The following is a 21,809-nucleotide window of genomic DNA, read 5'->3' as shown; positions in this document are numbered from 1 at the left end:
TCTGCTGTTTAAAAAGAGCCATCTCCGCCGCAGGTTTCATCCTGCAGGGAGATGGCTTTTTAATGATAAGCGCAAGCTTACGGGGTGACGAACCGCAGCGTCCTCAGCGTCCGCAGCAGCGTAACCGCCGCTTCCGCGCGCGTCGCGTCGCCGTCGGGAGCAAAGCCCGCATCGGTGCCGTTCATGATGCCACGCTTGGCAAGAGAAGCTACGTCCGCAGACGCCCAGGCCGGAATCGCGGCGCGGTCCTGGAAGATGTTCAGAGCATCCTTGCCGTTGCCGCCCGGCTCGTTTGCTTTGTCGACGAGCGTCATGGCGCGGGAGATCATCACGGCCATCTCCGCCCGCGTAATCGTGCTGTCCGGTTCAAACCGCCCCGGCGCCTTGCCGTTCACGAGTCCGGTTTTGGCCGCCTTGCCGACATATCCGGCAAACCAGGCGGTCGTCCCGACATCGTCAAACGATTGCGCCGATGCTTCCGGAGAAAGGCCAAGGCCGCTAACGAGCAAGGCCGTGAACTCGGCGCGCGTAATCGAGCGGTCCGGCGCGAACGCCGTGTCGGATACGCCTTTGACGATCAGACGGGAAGCCATCGCTTCAACGTCTTTTTTTGCCCAATGGCCGTTCAGGTCGCTGAAGCTTTTGTTCAAGGAAAGCACGGAGTACGTACTGTTTCCCGGACGTTTCGCTTCAATGGCCGTCTTGCCGTTCACCGTCGTGAAAGTCGACGGAACGAAGGCGAATTCGCTCGTGGCCGGGTCGAACAGGACGGCCGTAGCATTCGCATCCAACGACGAGGGTACATACAAGAGACGGGTGACGTACGTCGTACCAAAATCGTTCCATTCCGTCGTCTTCCCGTCCACAGTGACGAGTACCTCGAAGCTGACCGCCTGCCGACCCGCTACGTTCGCGCCAAGCTTGTCGGCTGCTGCCGAGAGTGCCTGCATTACAGCGCCCTCGACAGGTGTAATGGCGATCCGCACTTGGGCGTTTTCGAGCTTCTTGCCGGACGCCAGCGATCCCAAGTTCAAGGCTTCCAGCGGAAGCCGGTAGCTGGCCGCTTGCGTCTCGATCGCGAGCACGGCTCCGCCCGATGAAGCTGCCGCAAGCGCATCGGCCGGCAGATCTATGGCTGTCGCTCCGGCAACTTTGGACGCATCGATCACGATAACGGCCTGCGTTCCGGCCGGAGCTGCGGTTTGTGCCCCCGAGATCGCCAACGCGAGTTCTTTGGAGTCGACGGTTACTTTGCTTACCGTCTGCCCGGAAGCGTTCGTCTCTGTCGTGACGTTCAGCGCCGACGGGTTCAATACGACCGTACCCGCTTCCGCCGAAGCGCCGCCATTGCCCGTTTCGCCGCCGTTGCCGGCATTGCCGTTATTACCGCTGTTGCCATTGCTGCTGCTGCTTCCGGAATTGCCTCCGTTGCCGGTTCCATTGCCAGAGCCGTTGTCGGAGCCGCTACCGCCGTCATCGCCGCCGTCGCCCGGAACGGGTTTATCCGCCCTGACGATCCGGCCTTCCGCCATCGGCGCAATGGTGCCGCCCAGCTCCTTGATGTACTCGATAAAATTCGTGTAATCGGCGTATCCGAGATCTTCATGATACGCTCCGGCCGCAACCGCTTCGGCGAAGGAAACATAACCGTCCCCGCCCCCAGCCATAAAGCTGTTCGTGGCAATGCGGTACGTTTTGGTCAAATCAAGCGGTTCATAGGCTGTGCCATTCTGCACGAACACGTCATAGACGAAGTGACCGGCCGGCTGCTTCGGATCCCACTTGAATGTCATCCCGGCTACTTGCGGGAATTTGCCCGGCAAGTCCGTACCCGCCGCTCCGCTGACGCCGTTCTCCAGCCCTTCCAGCAGCTGCTTCCCGGTCACATCCAGAATGTAGAGCGTATTGCCGAACGGCATGACCGTCCGCAGCTCGCCCATCGTAATGTCGCCCTCGTCAATCGAAGCGCGGATGCCGCCTCCGTTCTGGATGGCGATCTGTGCCTGTTTCAAAACCTTACCCTTCGCCAGCATGGCGTCGGCGATAAAGTTGCCCAGGTTCGTCTCCTTGGAGCGAACGTTGGCCCGCTCGCCGTCCAGCACGACCGACGTTTTGCCGATCACTTCTTTTTTCAGTTCCTCCAGCTGCGCATTGTACGGCTCTAGCATGCTCTTGCCCGTCTCGTCCTCCCGTACGGAGGCGTCTACAGCCATCAAGCTGCCGGTCAGCCGCTCTTTGCCCGCGGAGTCCTTGCCCGTCAGAACGACGCCTTGGCTGTCAAACGTAATGTCGACGCGGCCGAGGAACTTGCCCCATTCGTTCGCCTGCACGATAACCGTAGGCGTCTGGTTCGCGGCATCCACGACGACTTCCGGCGCATCCAGCTTCGTATGCGTATGTCCGCCGACGATCAGATCGATGCCTTCCACCTGTTCGGCCAGCAGCTTGTCTCTTCCGTACCCGAGATGCGACAGGGCGATTATGCTGTGGATGCCGCTAGCCTGCATCGCCGCGACCGTCGCTTTGGCCGATTCGGCCGCATCCTGGAATACGACGTCCTTGCCCGGGCTGGACGTTTCCTTCGTATCCTCGGTCGTCATGCCGAATACACCGACCTTGTGTCCTTGCACGTCCAGAATGACATAAGGGTAGATGCCGGCTACGTTCTCCGCACGACCCGGACTGCCGTAAGCCGGAATCGTGCTCGGCGAGCGGAGCAGCTGGCTCATGTTCGCATCCTTCGTAAAATCGATGTTCGAGCTTACAAACGGAAACTTGGCGTCGCGGACAAACTCGGACAAAGCCTTCGTGCCTTGGTCGAATTCGTGGTTGCCGAACGTCATCGCGTCATAGCCCATGTAATTCATGAACGCCAGATCGGATTTTCCCATCCATTTCGTAAAATACAGATCGCCTGAAAACACGTCGCCCGCATCAACCAGGATGCTATCGCCGTCTTCGGCCCGCACTTGCTTCACCAGCGTGGCCCGCTTGGCCACGTCGGCGAGATGGGCGTGCGTATCGTTCGTATGCATGACGGTCAACGTCCACGTATCTGTGGAAGCGTCGGCCGGCTGAACGGTCACCGCCGTTTCCGCCACCCCGAAACCGTCGGCGCTAATCGCCGAAATGACCGCTTGACCGGCGGCAACCGGGGTTACGTTGCCGTTCGCATCCACAGCTGCGACAGACTTGTCGGAGGAGGACCAGGTTACGGTCGCCGCTCCGCTTCCGACCGGAGAGACCGTTGCCGCCAAACGGCCGGCAGCCCCGCCCGCTTTCAGCGTGAGCGCTTTTTGATCCAGCTCCACCTTGGTCACGTCCAGTTGCAGCACGGCAACCGTGCCGCTCACTTCATGGGCGACCAACAGCAGCGGCAAGCCGGTCGGGCTCGACGGAGCCGGGATAAACTCGATCCCTTCGGGGCCGGTATCGGTATCGAGCCCTGCCGAGAAGTCCCGCGTATTCACGTAAGCGGCGAATGCCGGGCGAGCCGGGTCCGTCACGTCGTAAGCCATCACGCCGCCGATCCGCTCCAGACCGACGAAGGCGAACATTTTGCTGCCGACCTTGCCGATCTTGATATCTTCCGGCTCCGGTCCTTTCTTGGCGCTGCGGTTGTCGAGCGTGTTGTTCGCATGGCTGGCGTTGAAGTAATCCTTCAGCCGCTCGGCGGTGATGCTCTCGAAATCGCTGCCGCTGTCAAACATCTGCGTCATCGTATCGGCATTCCACACCGACAACGAGCGGCCGCCGAACAAGTATATGCCGTCCGTGCCCATATCGCTTGCCACTTCGACGCTGTCGTATTCCGTTTTGCCGGCCAAAAATTGCGCAGCGGCGGAGGAAGGATTCAGACTGCCTTTCACGCTGCCGATCTTCGAGCCTGTATTCCGCCCGTTCCACTCGGTCACGTCGCCTTCGTTGGCCGTGAACAAGTAATTGACGCCGTCCCGGCTGTACGAAGCGATGCCGTCGGGCATGTACATACCGAAGAACGGCACGTTTTCCAGATGAACCCGGTTGTCTTTCAGAAGATCCAGGGTATTGCGCGGATCGTTCAGATCTTTATAGCCCAGCCCTTTGACGGCGGTCACTTTCTTGGCGGCAATATCGACGATCGCGACCGCGTTGTTTTCCTGAAGCGAGACGTAGGCCGTCCGGTTGTCGTCGGACAACGCCATGTATTCCGGCTCCAGATCGAAGACGGCGTCCTCTTTCGTCCCGCTGCCGCGAATGATGCCGCCCGCGTCGGACGCGCCACGGATATGCACAAGATCGTCGATGACGGAAGGATCATCGAATCGGACACGGGTTACCGTATCCGTGATCGTATCGGCAATCGTCACGCTGCCTTCCGGATCGATGCCGGCTGTGCGCGGCTCGCCTTCGTCGGCGGTAAGGATGTACCGGCCGTCCGCCGTCGATTTGATCATATCCGGCTGTTTGCCGGCTTCGTACGTTTTCAGCAGTTGGCCGTCGTAGTCCAGCACGAGAATTTTGCCGTTTTTGTTGGCGTCCTTCTCCTGCACGGATACGGCTACCCGCTTCGTGACCGTATTGACGTCCACGCTGGTCAGATCCCCGTATACGAAGCCGCCGGTCTCGGAAAGCGCCCGGACGTCGACCGATTTTTCCTTCGTCATCGCCTGTCCGTTCGTTTGCAAGCTGACAATATCCAGGGTGGGCGGATTCGTCGAGCCGTTGACCAAATAAAACTTGCCGTTATCCTTGTTGTACTTTACGATTTCCGCCACGCCGCCGTCCGCGTTCGACATGCCGACTGCGTAATGCCCGATTTTGCGGATCGAAAGCGGGTCTTGTTTCACGTCCAAGATCAGCGTCCGGCTCACCGATGCGCGCGGCACGGCGTTATCGTATACCGCCACCGTAACGGCCGAAGGCCCGGAGGTTGCCGCAGCGGGAATGCCGGTAATAACGCCGGTATTGCGGTTGATTGCCAGTCCCGCAGGCAAGCCGGTCGCTTCGAAGGCGTAGGGCGGTGTACCTCCGCCCGCATTCAGCTTGGCGGTGTAATAAGAGCTCACATAAGCGCTGCTTAGTGCCGGCTGATCCAGCGTCAAAGGCGCAACGCCCCAAGCTCCGTCGGCGCTGCTGCGGGGGCCTTTGTCGGTGACGGTAGGCGCATCTGCCGCGCTATAGTCCACCTGCTCGAAATCGGCCTTATTGTTATCGGTATCGAGAAGCACTTTGCGTCGAATCGCCTTTTTCTTGGACGTCCCCTCCGGGGAGCCGCTCGGATGGGCGAACTCGTAGCCGTCGATTTTGCTGTTATTGTCATTGCTGCCGGTGCCAAGCATGTCTACGTAGCCTGACGGCTTGTTCAGGAACGGATTTTTGTCGGAGTCGGACAGCGTGGTCTGATTGCTCATCAAGACGACTTTAAGTCCTTTATTATTAATAAAACGCGAGAAGGTCAGATCGCCCTTGGCCGAAATATCGACCGTCCGGTTGGCCGGAGCGGCGCCGGTATCGTTGCCTTTGATCAAATAAGAGGAGTGGGCCGGAATCGAGCCGGAAAGGTTCAACTTTTCCCATGGCCCGCTGGCGCCGGTACTCGTGCTGGTGGCATCCGCATACCAAAGAGCCCAACCGTTCAACGAAACGGCGCCCCCGGTCGGATTGTACAGCTCGATAAACCCGTTGGAGCTGTACGTATCCGCAGCGACGGACAAGCCTCCCCCATACACCTGATTGATAAAAACGTGCGGGACATTCACATCGTACATACCGTTTGCCTGATACGGAGTCCCGGCGAGCGGAACGGCTTCAGCGGCGAACGCCGGAACGGCCGATACGAGCGAACCGCTGAGCAGCTCCGCCCCGAGCAGCAGTGCAAGAAGTCTCTTCCCTTTTCTCTTCAATCCATGTTCACTCCTCTTTTCGAATCGTCCTTCCCTACTATAAGGAACGATTGTAAACAGGCAGTAAACGCTAGATGAAGGTATTATTAAGAAAAAGCCGGCAGCCTGAGACAGTGGCCTTCAGCGGTCCAGCGTGTCGAGTCCGTCGCATGCCGAAAAGCCGATCATCCCCAAGGATAAAAAATCAGACAGGTAATCGGGCTAGATATTTCTAAAGAAGAGAACCATGGACAAGCCTTTTTAGAGCGAGGAAAACCTTTTAGAGGGACATTCCATTTCGAGCATACTCGGGAAGGTCTGGCAAAACTACTTCAAGTTATGTAGTCAATCGCTATTCCCCTCTTACTTTTGACCTTATCAGCTAATCTTCAGATATAGTTGCGAGATTTGAGCTTTTCCCGGTGGTCCGAGCCGCCGAGCGAAACTGCCCCGGTGTCTTGCCCGTCAATTGCTTGAACGCTTTATTAAAATGGCTCAAGTCGTTAAAGCCGACCTCCTGCGCGATATGGATGATTTTATCGCCGGAACCACGAAGCAGCTCGCACGCCATGCCAATCCGCACCTCGTTGCGGTATTCCATGAACGTTTTCCCCGCATACTGCTTGAACTTGGCGGTAAAAGCCGCCGCGCTCATGCCGCACATCTGGTAGATTTGCTCCATCATAATCGGCTGAGCATAATGAAGCTTCATGAACTCGCACACCCATGCCATCACCGATTTTTCATCCCGCACCGCAGACAGAGGTTCGGACACCCGTTTCTCGTACCATCGGCTTAAGGAGATGAACAGCTCCATCAGCATCGCTTTGACGCACAACCGGTAACCCAGTTCTTTTTTGCCATACTCGCCCACGATCCTGTCGAGCAAAAATTTGGTCTCCAGCCCTTCGTTCACCGTCAGCTTCAAATGATACTGAAACTCCGAAGAAACGCGAAGCATCGGCTCCAAATAGAAAAAACGGATAAACGGAGTAACCTGCGACAGCTGGCGCAGCTCCGTTTCGAGCAGCTCCGGCAGAAACAGTATGTTGTATACCACCATCGGCACACTGCCCGTTACCCGGTAACCGTGTTCCGCCTGCGGCTCGATGACGAAAAAATCGCCCCTGGCGATCGGATAGGTTTCCCCCCGATAAATATGCTCACCCTCGCCTTCGGCAACAAATACGCATTCAATGAATTCATGCTTATGCGGTGCAATCGCGTTCGAGTGGAACTCGTAAGGCTCAATATGAAACGGAAAATCCGGACTTTCCAGAAATTGCTCTTTCGTATAGTAGATCATCGCAATCCCTCCGGGCAGCGAATCGTTCAAAGCATAGTATTCCTATTGTAGCACCTTGCATCGCGGAATGGCGAAGAAAATAACCCATGTTTTGCAGCAAATTCGCCAAGCCGCCCGTTTCGCCGCATGGTATGTTTGAGTAGGAAGCCAGACTCGACCTGAGGAAAGGATGCGATGGTAATGGTGGAAAAGACGGAGCAGTGGGTAACGCAGGAAAACGTGGAATTTTACAAGGAAAACGGCTTTGTGCAGATCGATAACGTACTAACGGCGGAGGAACTGGAAGAGCTGCGGGATTACGCCAACGAAGCGATGGCCTCGGAATCGAGGAATGCCGTCAAGACGGATCAGGATGGAGGCGCTTACTACAAAGTATTGAACCAAAAAGTAAACGCATGGCGAGACCACGGCGGAATGGCCAAATATTCGCTCCACCCGCGGTTTGCGTCGATCGCGATGCGCTTGACCGAGGCGAGCGGAATCCGCTTGTTCCACGATCACTTGCTTTGGAAAATGCCGGGCGATTCCAAGCCTACTCCTTGGCATCAGGATACGGTCAAATGGCCGATGAACGAAACAGGAGCGCTCTCGATATGGATCACCCTTGACGATGTTGACGAGCGAAACGGCTGCATGATGTTCGTACCGAAATCGCATACGGCCGGCAAGCTGAAAAATATAAGCCTGGTGGACCCCGTCGACATCTTCGAGTATGTCAAAGGAACGGGACTGGAGAATCAACGACCTGTCGTCGTGCCGCTCAAAGCGGGAAGCTGCACGTTTCACGACGGATTGACGTTTCACTATGCTCACTCCAATCAGACCGATAAGCCGCGCCGGGTACTGGCCATCATTTACATGAAAGACGGTACGACATACAACGGCACCGGCCATGTCATTACGAACGAGCAAGGTCTGGTTGTGGGCGAGCCCATTCGCGGATCGCTGTTTCCGCTGCTCGCCAAAGCGTAATATCGCATCTTCCAGCGCGTTCAACAAAAGGCAGGGCAGATTACGGACAAACGATCCGCAGGCTGCCCTGCCTTTTTTTTCTCGATATCTTTTTCCGTTTCGCGAATGACCCCTTATCCAAAATAATAAATCATTCAAACACTTCTCTATATGTTTCAGAGAAGAACTGGTTCATCCACTTATTTACATCCCAAACATTCGTAACGGGCTGGTTTGTAAACGGCAATGTGTGCATATAGCCCGGAGGGCCAAATTCTGGTGTAAACGTCATGACAGCATAGCCGTCCGCCGCACGCCGCTTGCATATTTCCATCCACCAATTAACGAACGCTTTGACTTCTCTGGTATATTCCGGCGCCCGCGGATCAGCGACTTGAGGGCCTTCCGCGTAGCCAACACGCCCGTGAATGTGAATAGCACGATCAAGCGCAATCGACATATGGTCTGCTTGATCCTGGAGCAGCGATTCGCATACGCAGCACCAATGACTAAAGTCGGCTGTAATCTTTAACTCAGGAAACTGGTACAGCAGCTTCGATGTTGCCCATGGCGTAAACATCGCCCTTCCTCTGTGCGTTTCATGAGCAACCGGAATTGCAAGGTCCTCCTCGACGGCAAGTGCTTTCTCAAAAAAACGCAGTTGATCCTCGTAGGACATGCTATCCTTTGCGCTGTGCGAAACAATCTTTACCGGATTAAAATCCGCTGCTTGTCTGGCAAGCGATTCAAACGACGAAATATGGTCATCCCGCGTGACGACCTGCGCAATAAAGGCGAGGTTGTATCGCTCCAGGAGCTCACGGAACTGTTTATGTTTGTCTTGGGGCGGGAGCGTGAACTCGACTCCACCGTACCCGGCCTCCGCGATTTTTTCCAAATTTTCTTCCAAGGTTCCAGTCTTCATGTCCCATAAAGATTTAAAGCTGAGCAATTGCATTTTAGTAGTCTCCTTCCTAATATAAGTTGACGAACCCATTTCCCTGATAAGCGTTTCGCATCTGCATGGGTGATTGTGCTAATCATGTATACCTCCGAATCGGATATGCAGTCTCTATTAGTATACTTGTCCCTCCATCGCTATTCTCATCTTTTCTTTCGACCTTATTAGCTTATCTTCACATCTAGTGATCCTGCACGCCAAAAAAAGAAAATAAGATAGACCGCTCAAGAGGTTCAACGGAATCATCAAGTTGAGAACAAAAAGTAAATTATAGTGAGGCTGAACATGCAAATATTCAGTACGGCACCAGAAGGAAATGAATTGGCACAATATGTTGGAGTAGATTATATTAAGTTTTCGATTTCGATCATTGAGAACGTAATGGATTGGATGGAAAAAAATGATAATATTGCTCAACCGCTTCTGGCAAATATCGATTTATTAGTAATGATTTCTCATAAATATACTACAGATGCTAATTTGTTATTAGAAAAAAGAAAAATACAAGAATGGAAACAGGTTTTTAATGACTGGTTTGCACGTTGCGAAAGCAAAATACCTGCTAAATATAGAGAGGGTATAAAAGAAAATGGTGCTGAGCTTTTCAAAGCATTAGAACAATATGGACACTAATATGGCTCATCCAACTGCCGGTACGCTATCGGCGACGATTTAGGAGCTACATTCGTATCGATAAAAATTAAAGTAGTACATCCCTCATCCATTACCTATAATGGAGTTAAATACTTCCATTCATGAGGATCGGGGGGTTTTTTATAACTAAATCGGCGAAACTGGACAGCAAACGGAATCGGACCGCCAAATCGGCGGCGTCCGCTCCGGTCAAAGACTACGGAAGCGAATGGACGACGGCTCGGCCCTTCTCCCCGCCCCATATCCGCTTCCTGCAGCGGACGGTAGGCAATCAGGCGGTCATGCGGATGATGCAGCCGGATACGCGGGAGCACAAAGCTATTGCCGCGAAGCCGCACAGGACCGCCGCCGCCGGCACTCTCGTACAGCGGACGCTGGGCGATGACGACCAAACCCGCTTGCAGCAGCGCCTCGCAAACGAAGCGAAGCCGGCGTACCAGGCGGCCTTAAACGCCGAGCGTAGGCTAAAAAACGCGCTTCCGGACGAATCATGGCTGGAAACCGAGTACAAGGACATTGACCAGACGATTAAGAAAAACCAGCCAAGCGCGGATTCGGGCAACTTGGATACGCAATTAACGCAGCTCGTTGCTGCGGCCAATACGATCACGGCAGCCGTAACGGCCCGGCAGGCCGAACTGAACAAAGTACTCGAAATATACGAGGCCTATCAAGCCGCTACCCCGGGAGCGGCTGCACAGCTCCAGGCGGTAGCCGATGCGCTGATTGGGCAGGCAGGCCCAGCTGCGAATGCCGACACCCTTCTCAGCCAATTAAAAACGACGCTCACGAATGCCGTTCCCTTAAACCAAAACCTGGACGCGCTTATGGAGAACGGTCAAAACGACGATGTGAAAAAAGCGCTCTATGCCCACTGGACGTTGGGGCAGCTCACAATCGGTTCGATCAAAGATTTGTACAAGACCGATTTCGACCAAAAACGGGGCGAATTCAGCATTTCTTGGGACATGGCCGGCAGCGGGGGATTAAACTTCTGGGTCATTCACGCTCACTGCGACGCGACCGCTTGGGACGATTCCGGCATTCCGACTGCATTTGCCATCAAAGTGGCACACTTCAAGCATAAAAAGTGGGAGACGGAAGTCGGCAAGTCGATTAACATCGACAACAATGCGATATTGGGAGCTTTGGCCTCTTTCAACCTGGGCCATTTCAACAGCAAGGCTAAAAAAGACCGGTGGATTTTTGAAAAGTTCGACCGCAAGGAGCTTACGCAGCTAAAGCCGTTTAAGGAAAAGAAGAAGCAGCAAAACATTAAGAAGTATGGCGAGTTAATGAAGAATAGAAAAAATACAGGCAAGAAGTAATGCCGTCAGGCCGGCCGATCACCAGGCGCAAACATAAATATCATACAAAAAACCTCCGCCGCGGAGGTTTTTTCAATAATTAACAGCACTACTATAGCTGCGACTCGTTTTATTTATTAAACTATTGAAAAACTCCAAATAAAATACAGGTTCTACAATTCAGTTCTTATAGAATCCCTCCATTTCTTCACATTTTCAATCGCATTATTTTCACCTTCAGTATAAACATCGCTCACCGTCATCGTCCATTCTCTTAAAACTCTTGCTCTTTCAAAAAAAGGAGTAGGATTAACAATTTTAAAAGTTTTATTTGTCGTGACTTCCCTATTCTTTTTGAGAATGTAAGAGGTTTCCCAATTGTAATCGTAAGCATCACAGAACAAACTTTTTGTTAGATCGTATCCTTCTTTTGTAAAATGTGATGGATGCTGCAACATGTAATTGGAAACCGTCCAAAAATGAAGGGCGTAGAGATTAGGTACGCTATGCTCCCAAGCCAGAAGATATTCAAATTGTTCCGAACAAGATAAACCATCCAGTTGCGCCGCCCCGCATTCTACACAGTAACCCGATTCCATAATTGAGTTTATCAAGGAGATCTAATCCTTTCTTTTATATATAAAAAGTATAAAGTATCACGTAGCGTAAACCTCAAGATATACTCCATAATAAAGGCTTCAATTCATGATTTAAAACTGAACGAACTGGAGCAGGTCGCCGCGGCGCCTGCTCCAATCATAATAATTCCGCTATTATCTTCGTTAGCATAATGATGACTATTTATATCAGCTATTTATTCTTCTAGGAATCGGGAAGTTCCCAGAACAGAAAAGCACCACACCGCTGAAAAGTAGCGATCCCAAAACCAATAAATAAAGGCGCGATCTTATACTTGTGCTTGATTAATCTTATACAAGCTGATGGCAAGTTCTAAGGACCGGTTTATCTCAGATACAGCCTGCAGGGCAGGAGCCAGTGAGTCTTCAATGCCATCCACGAAGAGATCAAGATGGAACTTCAACGTATGACCCAGCTGTCTGCCATAAGGCGTCACAGGCGGCAGCGCAAACGGCCGCAGTTGGATCTTGCGGCCGCCTCTTGCACAATCGCGGACGAACCAGCCTAGAAACTCAAGTGCATGCCAACCTTCCTGTGACGGCTGCAGCACAAGCTCAAATTGAATCAAAACCTCATTGTCCAGCCCTCCCCCGGTACGCAGCAGAGCGGCATGCGGCAGATGGGCATACTCGGTTACGGAAAGCAGCTCCGTATCCACAGAAGACAAATCATCCACACTGCTAATGGCAGAATCGACTCCGGCCAGGTTGCACAAGGTTTGGTGAAATTGTTCAATTTCAGGGGGATATCCGCTCATTGTTTTTCCTCTTTTCTATTCGTGTATAACTAATAAACTTAACAGATTATCCCTCCATGTATCGCTTTGCTTTTTTGCTTCCCCATTTTGGCAAACCTTTAATTAAAATTCCTTCTCATATCGGAATATTCCTGCCCAATAGCTTAATAAAAGAGGAGCAGCTGCCCATGGCAAAACTGCTCCATATAGTTGAACTAATGTCTCTTTTCGTTTAAAGTTTCCTATTAGCGAAATTTCCTTTACAGGAAAATTCCTTTTGTGGTATATTGAGTTTATCAAGTAGATCACGATCCCTAAGGGTCGGAAAGGAGGCAGATCCATGAATGCGGCAACATTGAGCGCGCTCGCGGAACCAAATCGGGTTAATATCGTGGAACTTTTGCGGGACGTTGGAGCCCTCACACTCGGGGAAATCGCCGAGCGGCTCGGTCTTCGGTTGCCTCAATCGTCCAAGCATCTCAAGGTGCTGACCGATGCCGGGCTGGTCGTCGTGGAGGCCGTGGCGAACCGGAGAATTTTCAAGGTGCGGAAGGAGCGATTCGCCGAGTTGGACAGGTGGGCGCAGTCGTTTCTGAATGCCAAGGAAGAACAATTTAGCCGTTTGGACGCACTTCTCAGTAAAGTGCAGGAACAGCATACTGAACCGAAGTGACAATTAAACCACCAGTAGAGGAGAATGAAACTATGTCCAAAACATCCATTGTCGCGGAACCGAACAAACAAGAGATAATCATCAGCCGGACGTTCGAAGCTCCCCGCGAGCTCGTATTCCAAATGTGGACGGATCCCGCTTATATCCCCGAATGGTGGGGTCCCAGCATCATGACTACGATCGTGGACAGCTTGAACGCGAAGAAAGGCGGCATTTGGAGATACATTCAGCGAGATCCGGCCGGAAACGAGTACGCACATAACGGCGTTTTCCACGAAGTGTCATCGCCTGAACGACTTGTCCAAACGTACGAATTCGAAGGCGTTCCAGCCGTCGGCCTGGTCACGGTAACGTTCGAAGAGCTGGGTAGAGGAAGAACGAAACTGACGGAAACTTCTTTGTACCCATCGGTAGAAATTCGTGACGGAGTACTTCAATCGGGCATGTCCGAAGGTGCAATCGAGCTCATGGATCGTTTCGCCGCCCTGCTGGCCAAACATTCCTCGTAGGAGCATGCCATGAAATGGTTCGTTCGCATCGCACAAGTACTTCTATCCGCAGTATTGCTTATGTCAGGATTAATGAAGGTGTTCGTGAGCAGCGAGGAGATCCGGACCCTCTATACCGAGACGCTCGGTTATAATGTCGGGTTCATGCGCATCGTCGGGGTAGCGGAATCGCTGGCCGCCATTGGTTTGATCGTAGGCTTTCGCTGGCCAAGGCTCACACTCCTCTCCTCAAGCGTTCTCGCGATTATCATGGCAGGTGCCACCGTTTCAACGTTGGTATCAGGACAGGGAGCCGCGACTGCGGGGGTACCTTTCGTTCTGCTGATTCTCGCGCTCGTTTTACTATTCAAAAATCGCCCCGCCGCCAACTCCAAGCATTGATTGAGCAAAGGCAGCCGATCGTTCTTGACGGCTGCCTCCGTGTTTTTATTAACCATTCGCCTTCGTTTAGCTTAGTGAGTTCATACTTTGTTTCATCAAAGTAGAGATTTTTTGCTCGTCATTATTTTGGATCTAAGAAAGCCGTGGTCTGTTAAAATCACCTGCTCTTATATCAGCGTTCTCGTCATAATAAATTCAATTCTTGGCCACAGGAAAGAGCCGTCTCTACATTGGTCGAAACAGCTCTGGTCCGTTTAAATGGCACGACGGTGGTCAATCACGCCGTGCTACATCTCGATGTACTCGATTAAGAAATAACCGTTCTTGATCTCCTTGCCGGCTCCGTTTTGTGTAATGTTGACCGTCAGGATGTCCCCTTTCGCGACCGGCACATACTTCACGTTCGCAAACGTTGACCGCGTAAAGGCGGACACAGCCGTCGTCGCCGTCGAATGCTGGCTTAACGAAGTGACCGTCGCTCCGCTCCTCTTTCGCAGGTCGAGCACAACGTAATCGGTCGCATCGGCCGCGATCCCGTTCGAAGCGATCCATGTCGCCCGGATGATCGCTCCCGGCCTCGGCATCGACAGCAGCGCGTACTCCCCGCCCGTTCCTGCCGCCAGACTGCCGATCGTCACGCCGGAGCTTTCCCCTAATAGGTCCGCATTGGTGACGACGGTCACGTCGATCGTAGAGTGACCCGTAATCCGGTTGTCCTTGACATGAATGTTTTTGGTAAGCTGGTTGACGTACAATCCCCTCTTCTGCTTCGCGTTCGGCAATATCGGATCGTTCTGGATCGTATTGCCCTGGACGAGGCAGTCCTCCACGTATGCGCTTATGTACAAGGCATGGCCCGCCCCCGCGTCCGAGCCGTTGTTGACGATCATGTTCGACTGGATCGTAACGTCTTTCGTCAGCGCGATCGGCAAATTTTTGCCGATCCGAACGGCATGGTAGCTGGCGCTGGCCAAGCAGTTTTCGAAAATATGGTTGTGGGACAGCGTGATGAACCGTCCGCTGAACGTAATCGCTTCATTTTGGCTCCGGCTGATCTGGTTGTGCGACACGTCGATCAAATAGTTGTAGTCTCCGTTATCCGCATTTTGGCTGATCGCCACCCCGGCCAAGCCGCTGTTGTCGATAATGTTGCCAGAGATCGTCAAGCGTCGGCCGTTGAAGCCGTATTTGCTCTCCGGATAATTTTGCAGGTCGCTCTTGATGTCCAGCCCTTTGACAAAGCAGTTGACCAAAATGTTGCCGGTAATGACCACCGTATCACCGGAAGCGAAAAGGTCGATCGCGTCCCGCGATTGGTCGGCGATGTAGTTGCTCGAGATGATGAGATGGCTGCAACTGCGGACGGTCTTGATCCCGTCGCCGCCGTCGCCGATCTTCTGCCCTTTGGCGATCACATTCCGGTCGATAATCACGTTCCGGATCGTTCCGCCGATCAGCTGCGTATGGTGCGAGCCGATGTACACGCCGAAGTTGAAATGCTCCATCGTATTATCGGTAATGCGGACTTCGGACAAGCTCTCTCCGTCGCGCGGGCTGAGCCAGATCGCGGTATGCCCCCCGTCCAGCATGCAGCGATGCACCGTAATGTTCTCGCCGCCGGTCATATTAATCAAAGCCGCGGCGTTCACCGTGTTCGGCGCTTGCAGCGCCAATCGATCGAAGCAGATCCGGCTCCCCACGGTGTTGAACATCGGGGCAGTCAAATTGCCGTTCGTGCGAATGAGCGATGCCCCCGACCCGCTGCCAAGCAGATGCACGTACGAGTGCACCTGGATGCCCGGTGCGCTGCCGACGAGATAAGTCCCCGCCGGGAAGTAAACGGTCCCTCCGGCCACATTGGCATAATCGACGGCCGCACGGATCGCCGCCGTGTCGTCGGTCGTCCCGTCCCCGGTCGCGCCGAAATCTTTGACGCTGACCGTCTCGCGTTGCTTGTCGCCGACCGTGCGCTCCGGAGTCGTCGACGCCAATTGGTACGCAATCTCGTCGGCATCGTGGGGAAACGTGCCCGACCCGCCGTACACGCTCTGCGTCACCGAGCCGCCCTGTCCATGGGCATACAGCACGCCCCCCGACAGCAGCGCCGCCCCGGACAGCCCCATCGAAGCGAGCAGCTTCCTTCGGCTGATCGTCCTCAGCAGCTTCGCTTCCTCCGCGTCTCCCGGCTCCGTCGCGGACGTATACTCCAAATCCTTCATCATTCCTGCCTCCCCTCCAAAGTGTCGTTCCCCTTCATCATAAAGGCTGCACCGAAAGAAAGCGTTGTCATTTTAGTCTATTGTTTTGCCATTTTAGTCATTGCGACTCGGCGGAAAGCCTCGCAACAGTGGACGATGCTTAAGCATCTGCATTCGTGATGCGAGGCCGCCGATTGATTCGCGGGCAGCCTCGTCATGATGGAATTTTCTGCTCTTGTGCTTAATCTCTTGTTCCTTACGCGGCCCGGAGGTTCAGCCGATCAGTTGTACCGTTCTCTCCGCTTCGCCGCTGTAAATTTGCTTGATAATATCCTCGATGTTCGGCTCCTTCAGGCGTATGTCCGTTACGGTATATTGCCGCGTCAGCAGGCTGACCGCTTCCCCGACCGATATCCGGTCTTGCCGGAACAAAATATGCTTCGTCTTCCCTTCCTCCCCGACGACTTGCAGCCGGTCGTCCGCGATTCGGACGTCGTCCTCCTCGAATTGCATGGATAGAAGATGGCCGGGACTGTAGCTGGTTTTGAAGTCGTGCAAAGCTCCGTCGTAGATCAGGGCTCCCTTGTCGATCAGGACAATGCGGTTGCAAATTTGCTCGATATCGTCCATATCGTGGGTCGTCAGCAGGACGGTCGTTTTCTTCTCCTTGTTCACTTCGCGAATAAACGTCCGAATCCGGCTTTTCGCCATCACATCGAGCCCGATGGTCGGTTCGTCCAGATAGACGATTTTCGGATCATGCAGCAGCGCCACGGCCAATTCGGCGCGCATTTTTTGCCCCAAGCTCAGCTGACGCACCGGGCGATCGATAAATTCCCGCATGTCCAGCAATTCGGTATAAAAGTCGACGTTTCGCTTGAATACGGCGTCCTCGATTTTGTACATTTTTTGATACAGTCCGAACGTATCCCGCATCGGCAAATCCCAATACAACTGGGAACGCTGTCCGAAGACGACGCCGATCTGTTTCGCGTTTTCTTTCCGGTCGACGTACGGAATACGTCCGTTTACGCGCACTTCCCCCGAGGTAGGGGTAAGAATGCCGGACAACATTTTGATCGTAGTCGATTTGCCTGCTCCGTTCGGTCCGATATAGCCGACCAGTTCGCCCTCGTCGATCGTAAGATTAATGTTGCTCACAGCCCGCTTCGTTACGTATTCGCGGCGGAAGAGCGACTTAACGATGCCCCAGAACCGATCCTGCCGAACCAGTACCTCGAACTGCTTCGATACGTGCTTCATTTCAATGAGCGCCATGCTTGCCATTCCCCTTATTCTACGAACCCGTGCTATGGTACTGACGGATTCCGATTTTCCAAAACGCATACGCTCCGGCAAACAGGACCATTCCCGCGATCGGAGTCAAATACTGGAATACGGGATGAAACAACCCTTCATCCGCTTTGCCCAAAAAGCGCTGCGCCGGGTAAAAATTAATAAAAGCAAAAGGAACGACGAGCGTCAGCACGATTTGCACGATCCAATGGTAAGCGGTTATCGGGTATTTGACGAAATCTTTCAGATCGAAGATCAGGCTGACCAGACTGTTGTTTTGCACCATCCAAAAAGCCGGCACGGCCGTATACACGAAGGCGGCCGCCTGAATCAACGCTCCGCCCAGCAGCACGAGTGCCAAAAAGAGCGCATCCGTCACGCCGAGAGTCAGATCCAGCCGGCGAAAACAAAAGATCATCACCGCGAGCGCAACCGTCAAATTGCTGAAGTAGCCGGTGCTGAACTCCCGGCTGAGCAAGTACAGGAACGGGTTGAGCGGCTTCGTCAACATCTCGTCGAACTCCCCCGTCTGGATGCGCCTCGGCAGGGAGGTAAACGGATGATAAAAAAAGAAACCGGCCAACGCATAGGAGCCCAAATTCAAGGCGTACAGCAGCATCAACTCGTAAGGTCCCCAGCCGGCGATGCTTTTGAAGCGGTCCACCAGCACCCAGATCAAAAAAACTTCGACTATCCATAGCGATGCTTTCGACAGCGAATTCAGCCAAAACGCGCCGCGGTATTGGGCGATTCCTTTCAACCGGATCCGGACGAACCGCCAGTATAAAGAAACGTACTCCATCGCGAATCACCCTCCGTGGATATCGAGTTGAGCCTGCGCCTTGTTCCACATCCACCGTTCGATCGCGAGCAGCAGCACGAGCCAGCCCGCCTGGGCGGCGATGACCAAGAAGGCCCCCTGTATGGACAGCTTGCCCAGAAAGATGGCGATCGGCTGAAATCCGACCAGATGAAACGGCAGCATCATGCTGATGGTGCGCAGAGCGTCCGGATAAAACCATAAGGGCACAAAAGACCCGGCAAACAGCGATATGACCGCGCCCGTAATGAAGTTGATGAAATAAGCGGTTTTGAGCCATATCGCCAGCATCCCGAACATGTAGTTGATCTGATTCATCAAAACGATGCCGCCAAGCAGACTAACGGCAAAAAGAGCGGCCCGCAGCGCACTGTCCGGCACGGAAAATCCCCAAACCAGCATGGCCGCCAAGACGGCCGGCAAGGTCGTGAATACAAAGCTGAACAAATTTTCGCCGAACTGATCGGCCAAAAAATAGCCTTTGAACGAAACGGGCCGAATGAGATCGATGCTGATGGCGCCATTCTCGACGCGTTCCCCCACCTTCTGCCCGATCCGCGACCGAATCAACGCCTGGACAAGCATATTCAAGATGACATAATGAATCATATCCTCGTAGGTAATGCCGCCTACGGACGACTTTCCGCTATAAAGCGCTTTCCACACGCTCATCATGATGATCAAACCGACGAACGAGCTCGCGACCATCATGTAAGCATTCATCCGGTAGATGAAACGCTGTTTGAACGATTGTTTGGCAAATTCGATAAGAACGGCCACTCGTCAAACCTCTTTTCTCCAGTGTCAATAAGCCGATCGAGGGTGCTTGCCGATTTCCCGAAACGTTTCCGGGCCGATCGGAGCGCGGACATGCTTCAACGCCATCACCACCGCCCCGGACACCGCGGAAAGCGCAGCGTCCGCAAGGCGATACTGCTTGTTTTGACCGTGCTCCAGCTTGGCGGCAAGCTCCGACTTCATGTACGGACTGTTGATAACGCTGCCGATGCCCGCCACCGCAACCCGGTCGCTTTGGAAGCAGGAGCCGAGCATTTCCACGCCTACGACGATTTGGTCGATCGCCCTGTCGCACACGAGCCGGGCCAGGCGACTGCCTCCCTTGGCGGCTTCCGTTACGATCGGCGCCATTAACCCGAACCGTTTGTTGCGTTCCTGCCTATCCTCCACGAAGCCTCCCGCGGCTATGCTGCGAAAATGCTCCATATCCCCAGCGTTCCAATAACGAAGAACGTCCCGCATCAGAAACTCGTCCGACTCTCGCGCATGGCCGGCCAACATCTCGAAAACCGCATCGTAGGAAAGAAATCGGGCGGCGCTGGCGGCATAATGATGGAAATCGTAATTTCGGCGCCGGGTGCCGTCTTCCGTAATGGCGAACAGGATCGAGCCGGTGCCGGACACGACTACGATGCCGGGCTCCCCAAGAAACGCTCCCGCATGAGCGATGACGGCGTCATTGACATGCCACTTCGGACTTTCCAGCCCTTCGACGTCAGTTAATGCTTCGACCCACTCCAAGTCCCGCTCGGAGTCGTAACCGGCTACCCCCGCGCAAAGCCCTTTGACTTCTCCCGGCCGGCATCCGGCGTTTGCCAAAGCGCTCCGTATGGCCGAGCGCACGTTCTCGGCGGCGTTGCTGTCTTTATGGATGGACGATGCTCCTCCTTCTGCGTAAGAAAGAATACGCCCTTGCAAATCGCTGACCATGACCCGGGTGTAAGACCCTCCTCCGTCTATTCCGAGTACCACATCTTGTTCTGGCATGAATGGAACGCCTCCGCTTCGAATGTTGAATAAGTCGATGGTTCTTGTAACCATCTTATCCCGAATGTAAGATAGAAGAAAATATATATATCGGATAACGGCTATTACGGGAGGATATAACCATCATCAATTTGGAGCTTTACCGCATTTTTTATTTTACGGCCTTAGCCGGCTCGATTTCCAAAGCGGCCAAGCAGCTGCATATGACCCAGCCGAGCGCCAGTCTGGCGATCAAACAACTCGAGGGAGCTTTGCAGTTGAATCTGTTTGTGCGAACGCCCAAAGGCGTCGAACTGACGGTCGACGGCAAGATGCTTTTTTCTTTTGTCGAACAAGCATACGGGCTTATTTCGTCGGCGGAGAAAAAGATGGGCGAGGTCGTCAATCTGAACAGCGGGGAAGTAAGAATCGGGGCAAGCGATTCTACCATCCGATTTGTACTGCTGCCGTTTCTGAAAGAATTCGGGCAGCAGTACCCGGGTGTTAAAATCAAGCTGGTCACAGGCTCGACGCTAGGTTGCTTACAGCATCTGAGAGACGGTACAGTCGATTTCTGCCTGGTCCGCACACCAGTAGACGACAACATGATGACATCCGTGAACGTGTTGACTGTGCAGGATTGTTTCGTGGCCGGCGAAAAGTATAGGAGCGTTTGCGAAAACGCCATTTCCTTGAAGCAGTTGCTTCAATATCCGTTGATCGTTTTTCCGCTCCACATGACGTCCCGAAAAACGCTTAGTCACTTTTTCGCCGCTCATGGCTTGACGCTTCAACCCGCATTCGAAATCGGCAGTCGGGATATATTGATCGATTTTGCCAAAGCCGGATTGGGCATCTCGTGCGTGGTCAAGCAATTTATCCAGGAAGAGCTGAAGGCCGGCATTCTTTATGAGGTGAAGCTGGAGCAACCGCTGCCGATGATCCACTTCGGCATCGTACGACTAAAGGAAGCCCCTCTCTCCGTCGCCGCAAACCAATTTATCGAGCTCGTCGTAAACGCCTATTCGCAGGACGCTCCCTGTTAGCTCAGCACTGCTCAAGCCTCTGAAGCCATACATGTTCCTTTCCGAATTCCTTTTCAAGGGATTCTGTTAACCATTGTTTTTGCTCTTGATCAAGAAACGGTAAAGTGAGATCGAAGTCCTGGTAATGATCTGATTTATCGGGACTATATGCTAAGTACCTTGATTTATAAAACAAAACAATTTCTGGAGCTAAATACGGCACTTCTGCGTTTGATTTTAGTAGAGCTTTATTGAGCCCCCTCTTCAGATTTGCATTTTCTGGGGGCAAGTAAAGATAGTCGCTGTCCCTCTGATTGAAAAGAAATTCGATGTAGGTAAAATCCTTTTGCTCCTTTGTTTCCAAACCAAATCTGTACCTTTCATTACCGATCGGTTCCAATGTGCAGCGATTTTCATTTGATGTAAAACAAAATAAATTTCGCTTTTCAAAAGGCTGCTGTTTATCCAATAATTCGTGGATTATGCCGCCACCGCATGCTTCAAATACCCTCCAGCCACCTACAGATAACATGAAATCGACGATTGAATTTCTATCTTCCCAAAACACCGCAATATCCAAGTCTTTATGAATTCTTGTTGGCTTACCTAGAAATACATCGATTGCCCCTCCACCGCATACATACCAATCAAAACCACAGTCGGCTAAAAATGTTCGAGCATGTAAAATAATTAATTCCACCATGAAAAACTCCTCATCACGCAAC

At 53.1% G+C, this 21,809-nt stretch carries 18 protein-coding genes; 7 read left to right on the top strand and 11 right to left on the bottom strand.

Annotation, left to right across the window (positions count from 1 at the left end; translation table 11 throughout):
- Positions 1 to 77 precede the first annotated feature (77 nt).
- Complete coding sequence (locus tag D7M11_RS08555; protein ID WP_120746785.1) at positions 78 to 5,885, bottom strand: choice-of-anchor I family protein; 5,808 nt, start codon at positions 5,883 to 5,885, stop codon at positions 78 to 80.
- Positions 5,886 to 6,246: 361 nt separating this feature from the next.
- Positions 6,247 to 7,170 (bottom strand): AraC family transcriptional regulator, encoded by a 924-nt coding sequence (locus D7M11_RS08545; protein ID WP_147433410.1) that lies wholly within the window; start codon positions 7,168 to 7,170, stop codon positions 6,247 to 6,249.
- A 180-nt stretch (positions 7,171 to 7,350) separates the two neighbouring features.
- Between D7M11_RS08545 and D7M11_RS08540 the strand changes: the two genes are divergently transcribed.
- Complete coding sequence (locus D7M11_RS08540; protein ID WP_158606516.1) at positions 7,351 to 8,142, top strand: phytanoyl-CoA dioxygenase family protein; 792 nt, start codon at positions 7,351 to 7,353, stop codon at positions 8,140 to 8,142.
- Positions 8,143 to 8,272: 130 nt separating this feature from the next.
- Here the strand turns inward: D7M11_RS08540 and D7M11_RS08535 are convergent, their stop codons facing one another.
- Positions 8,273 to 9,079, bottom strand: a complete 807-nt coding sequence (locus D7M11_RS08535; RefSeq protein ID WP_120746779.1) for a sugar phosphate isomerase/epimerase family protein — start codon at positions 9,077 to 9,079, stop codon at positions 8,273 to 8,275.
- Positions 9,080 to 9,367: 288 nt separating this feature from the next.
- On the opposite strand from D7M11_RS08535, the gene D7M11_RS08530 reads away from it, so the two are divergent.
- Positions 9,368 to 9,715 (top strand): hypothetical protein, encoded by a 348-nt coding sequence (locus tag D7M11_RS08530; protein WP_120746778.1) that lies wholly within the window; start codon positions 9,368 to 9,370, stop codon positions 9,713 to 9,715.
- Positions 9,716 to 9,837: 122 nt separating this feature from the next.
- Positions 9,838 to 11,064, top strand: coding sequence for a hypothetical protein (locus tag D7M11_RS08525; protein ID WP_120746776.1), 1,227 nt, complete (start codon positions 9,838 to 9,840; stop codon positions 11,062 to 11,064).
- Between the two features lie 152 nt (positions 11,065 to 11,216).
- On the opposite strand, the gene D7M11_RS08520 is transcribed toward D7M11_RS08525, so the two are convergent.
- Both D7M11_RS08520 and D7M11_RS08515 read right to left on the bottom strand, forming a co-directional pair.
- Entirely contained in the window at positions 11,217 to 11,642 is a 426-nt protein-coding gene (locus D7M11_RS08520; RefSeq protein WP_205127040.1) for a DUF5946 family protein, read from the bottom strand.
- Between the two features lie 308 nt (positions 11,643 to 11,950).
- Complete coding sequence (locus D7M11_RS08515; RefSeq protein ID WP_120746773.1) at positions 11,951 to 12,439, bottom strand: hypothetical protein; 489 nt, start codon at positions 12,437 to 12,439, stop codon at positions 11,951 to 11,953.
- Positions 12,440 to 12,758: 319 nt separating this feature from the next.
- Here D7M11_RS08515 and D7M11_RS08510 point away from each other — a divergent pair, with 319 nt between their 5' ends.
- The 3 genes from D7M11_RS08510 to D7M11_RS08500 are packed head-to-tail and all read left to right on the top strand — an operon-like array spanning position 12,759 to position 13,981.
- The gene (locus tag D7M11_RS08510) at positions 12,759 to 13,091 is read left to right on the top strand and encodes an ArsR/SmtB family transcription factor (RefSeq protein WP_120746771.1); all 333 of its coding nucleotides are present in this window, start codon (positions 12,759 to 12,761) and stop codon (positions 13,089 to 13,091) included.
- A gap of 32 nt (positions 13,092 to 13,123) precedes the next feature.
- Positions 13,124 to 13,600 carry an SRPBCC family protein gene (locus D7M11_RS08505; protein ID WP_120746770.1) on the top strand — a complete coding sequence of 159 codons (477 nt, stop codon included), beginning with the start codon at positions 13,124 to 13,126 and terminating at the stop codon, positions 13,598 to 13,600.
- A 9-nt stretch (positions 13,601 to 13,609) separates the two neighbouring features.
- Entirely contained in the window at positions 13,610 to 13,981 is a 372-nt protein-coding gene (locus D7M11_RS08500) for a DoxX family protein (RefSeq protein WP_120746769.1), read from the top strand.
- Positions 13,982 to 14,268: 287 nt separating this feature from the next.
- On the opposite strand, the gene D7M11_RS08495 is transcribed toward D7M11_RS08500, so the two are convergent.
- The 5 genes from D7M11_RS08495 to D7M11_RS08475 form a co-directional block, all read right to left on the bottom strand.
- Positions 14,269 to 16,203: a glycosyl hydrolase family 28-related protein gene (locus D7M11_RS08495; RefSeq protein WP_120746767.1), complete on the bottom strand. Its 1,935-nt coding sequence runs from the start codon at positions 16,201 to 16,203 to the stop codon at positions 14,269 to 14,271.
- A gap of 249 nt (positions 16,204 to 16,452) precedes the next feature.
- The gene (locus tag D7M11_RS08490; protein WP_120746765.1) at positions 16,453 to 17,457 is read right to left on the bottom strand and encodes an ABC transporter ATP-binding protein; all 1,005 of its coding nucleotides are present in this window, start codon (positions 17,455 to 17,457) and stop codon (positions 16,453 to 16,455) included.
- A gap of 19 nt (positions 17,458 to 17,476) precedes the next feature.
- Complete coding sequence (locus tag D7M11_RS08485) at positions 17,477 to 18,277, bottom strand: ABC transporter permease (RefSeq protein WP_120746764.1); 801 nt, start codon at positions 18,275 to 18,277, stop codon at positions 17,477 to 17,479.
- 6 nt (positions 18,278 to 18,283) lie between these two features.
- On the bottom strand, positions 18,284 to 19,075 hold the full coding sequence (locus D7M11_RS08480) for an ABC transporter permease (protein WP_120746762.1): 792 nt from the start codon (positions 19,073 to 19,075) through the stop codon (positions 18,284 to 18,286).
- Between the two features lie 24 nt (positions 19,076 to 19,099).
- Positions 19,100 to 20,080, bottom strand: a complete 981-nt coding sequence (locus D7M11_RS08475; protein ID WP_120746760.1) for an N-acetylglucosamine kinase — start codon at positions 20,078 to 20,080, stop codon at positions 19,100 to 19,102.
- Positions 20,081 to 20,211: 131 nt separating this feature from the next.
- Here D7M11_RS08475 and D7M11_RS08470 point away from each other — a divergent pair, with 131 nt between their 5' ends.
- Positions 20,212 to 21,105: a LysR family transcriptional regulator gene (locus D7M11_RS08470; RefSeq protein WP_120746759.1), complete on the top strand. Its 894-nt coding sequence runs from the start codon at positions 20,212 to 20,214 to the stop codon at positions 21,103 to 21,105.
- 1 nt (position 21,106) lies between these two features.
- On the opposite strand, the gene D7M11_RS08465 is transcribed toward D7M11_RS08470, so the two are convergent.
- Entirely contained in the window at positions 21,107 to 21,787 is a 681-nt protein-coding gene (locus D7M11_RS08465) for a nucleotidyltransferase domain-containing protein (protein ID WP_120746758.1), read from the bottom strand.
- Positions 21,788 to 21,809: the final 22 nt, after the last annotated feature.

It is taken from the genome of Paenibacillus ginsengarvi, from assembly GCF_003626695.1.
GTDB lineage: Bacteria > Bacillota > Bacilli > Paenibacillales > NBRC-103111 > Paenibacillus_AB > Paenibacillus_AB ginsengarvi.
Note: the sequence above shows the minus strand (reverse complement) of the source record. Positions and strands in the feature narration are given on the sequence as shown.

Bases quoted from the DNA above. Each gene is read 5' to 3' on its own strand.
- D7M11_RS08545 (WP_147433410.1), bottom strand. From the start codon at position 7,170: ATGATCTACTATACGAAAGAGCAATTTCTGGAAAGTCCGGATTTTCCG.
- D7M11_RS08540 (WP_158606516.1), top strand. From the start codon at position 7,351: ATGGTGGAAAAGACGGAGCAGTGGGTAACGCAGGAAAACGTGGAATTT.
- D7M11_RS08535 (WP_120746779.1), bottom strand. From the start codon at position 9,079: ATGCAATTGCTCAGCTTTAAATCTTTATGGGACATGAAGACTGGAACC.
- D7M11_RS08530 (WP_120746778.1), top strand. From the start codon at position 9,368: ATGCAAATATTCAGTACGGCACCAGAAGGAAATGAATTGGCACAATAT.
- D7M11_RS08525 (WP_120746776.1), top strand. From the start codon at position 9,838: ATGAGGATCGGGGGGTTTTTTATAACTAAATCGGCGAAACTGGACAGC.
- D7M11_RS08520 (WP_205127040.1), bottom strand. From the start codon at position 11,642: ATGGAATCGGGTTACTGTGTAGAATGCGGGGCGGCGCAACTGGATGGT.
- D7M11_RS08515 (WP_120746773.1), bottom strand. From the start codon at position 12,439: ATGAGCGGATATCCCCCTGAAATTGAACAATTTCACCAAACCTTGTGC.
- D7M11_RS08510 (WP_120746771.1), top strand. From the start codon at position 12,759: ATGAATGCGGCAACATTGAGCGCGCTCGCGGAACCAAATCGGGTTAAT.
- D7M11_RS08505 (WP_120746770.1), top strand. From the start codon at position 13,124: ATGTCCAAAACATCCATTGTCGCGGAACCGAACAAACAAGAGATAATC.
- D7M11_RS08500 (WP_120746769.1), top strand. From the start codon at position 13,610: ATGAAATGGTTCGTTCGCATCGCACAAGTACTTCTATCCGCAGTATTG.
- D7M11_RS08495 (WP_120746767.1), bottom strand. From the start codon at position 16,203: ATGATGAAGGATTTGGAGTATACGTCCGCGACGGAGCCGGGAGACGCG.
- D7M11_RS08490 (WP_120746765.1), bottom strand. From the start codon at position 17,457: ATGGCGCTCATTGAAATGAAGCACGTATCGAAGCAGTTCGAGGTACTG.
- D7M11_RS08485 (WP_120746764.1), bottom strand. From the start codon at position 18,277: ATGGAGTACGTTTCTTTATACTGGCGGTTCGTCCGGATCCGGTTGAAA.
- D7M11_RS08475 (WP_120746760.1), bottom strand. From the start codon at position 20,080: ATGCCAGAACAAGATGTGGTACTCGGAATAGACGGAGGAGGGTCTTAC.
- D7M11_RS08465 (WP_120746758.1), bottom strand. From the start codon at position 21,787: ATGGTGGAATTAATTATTTTACATGCTCGAACATTTTTAGCCGACTGT.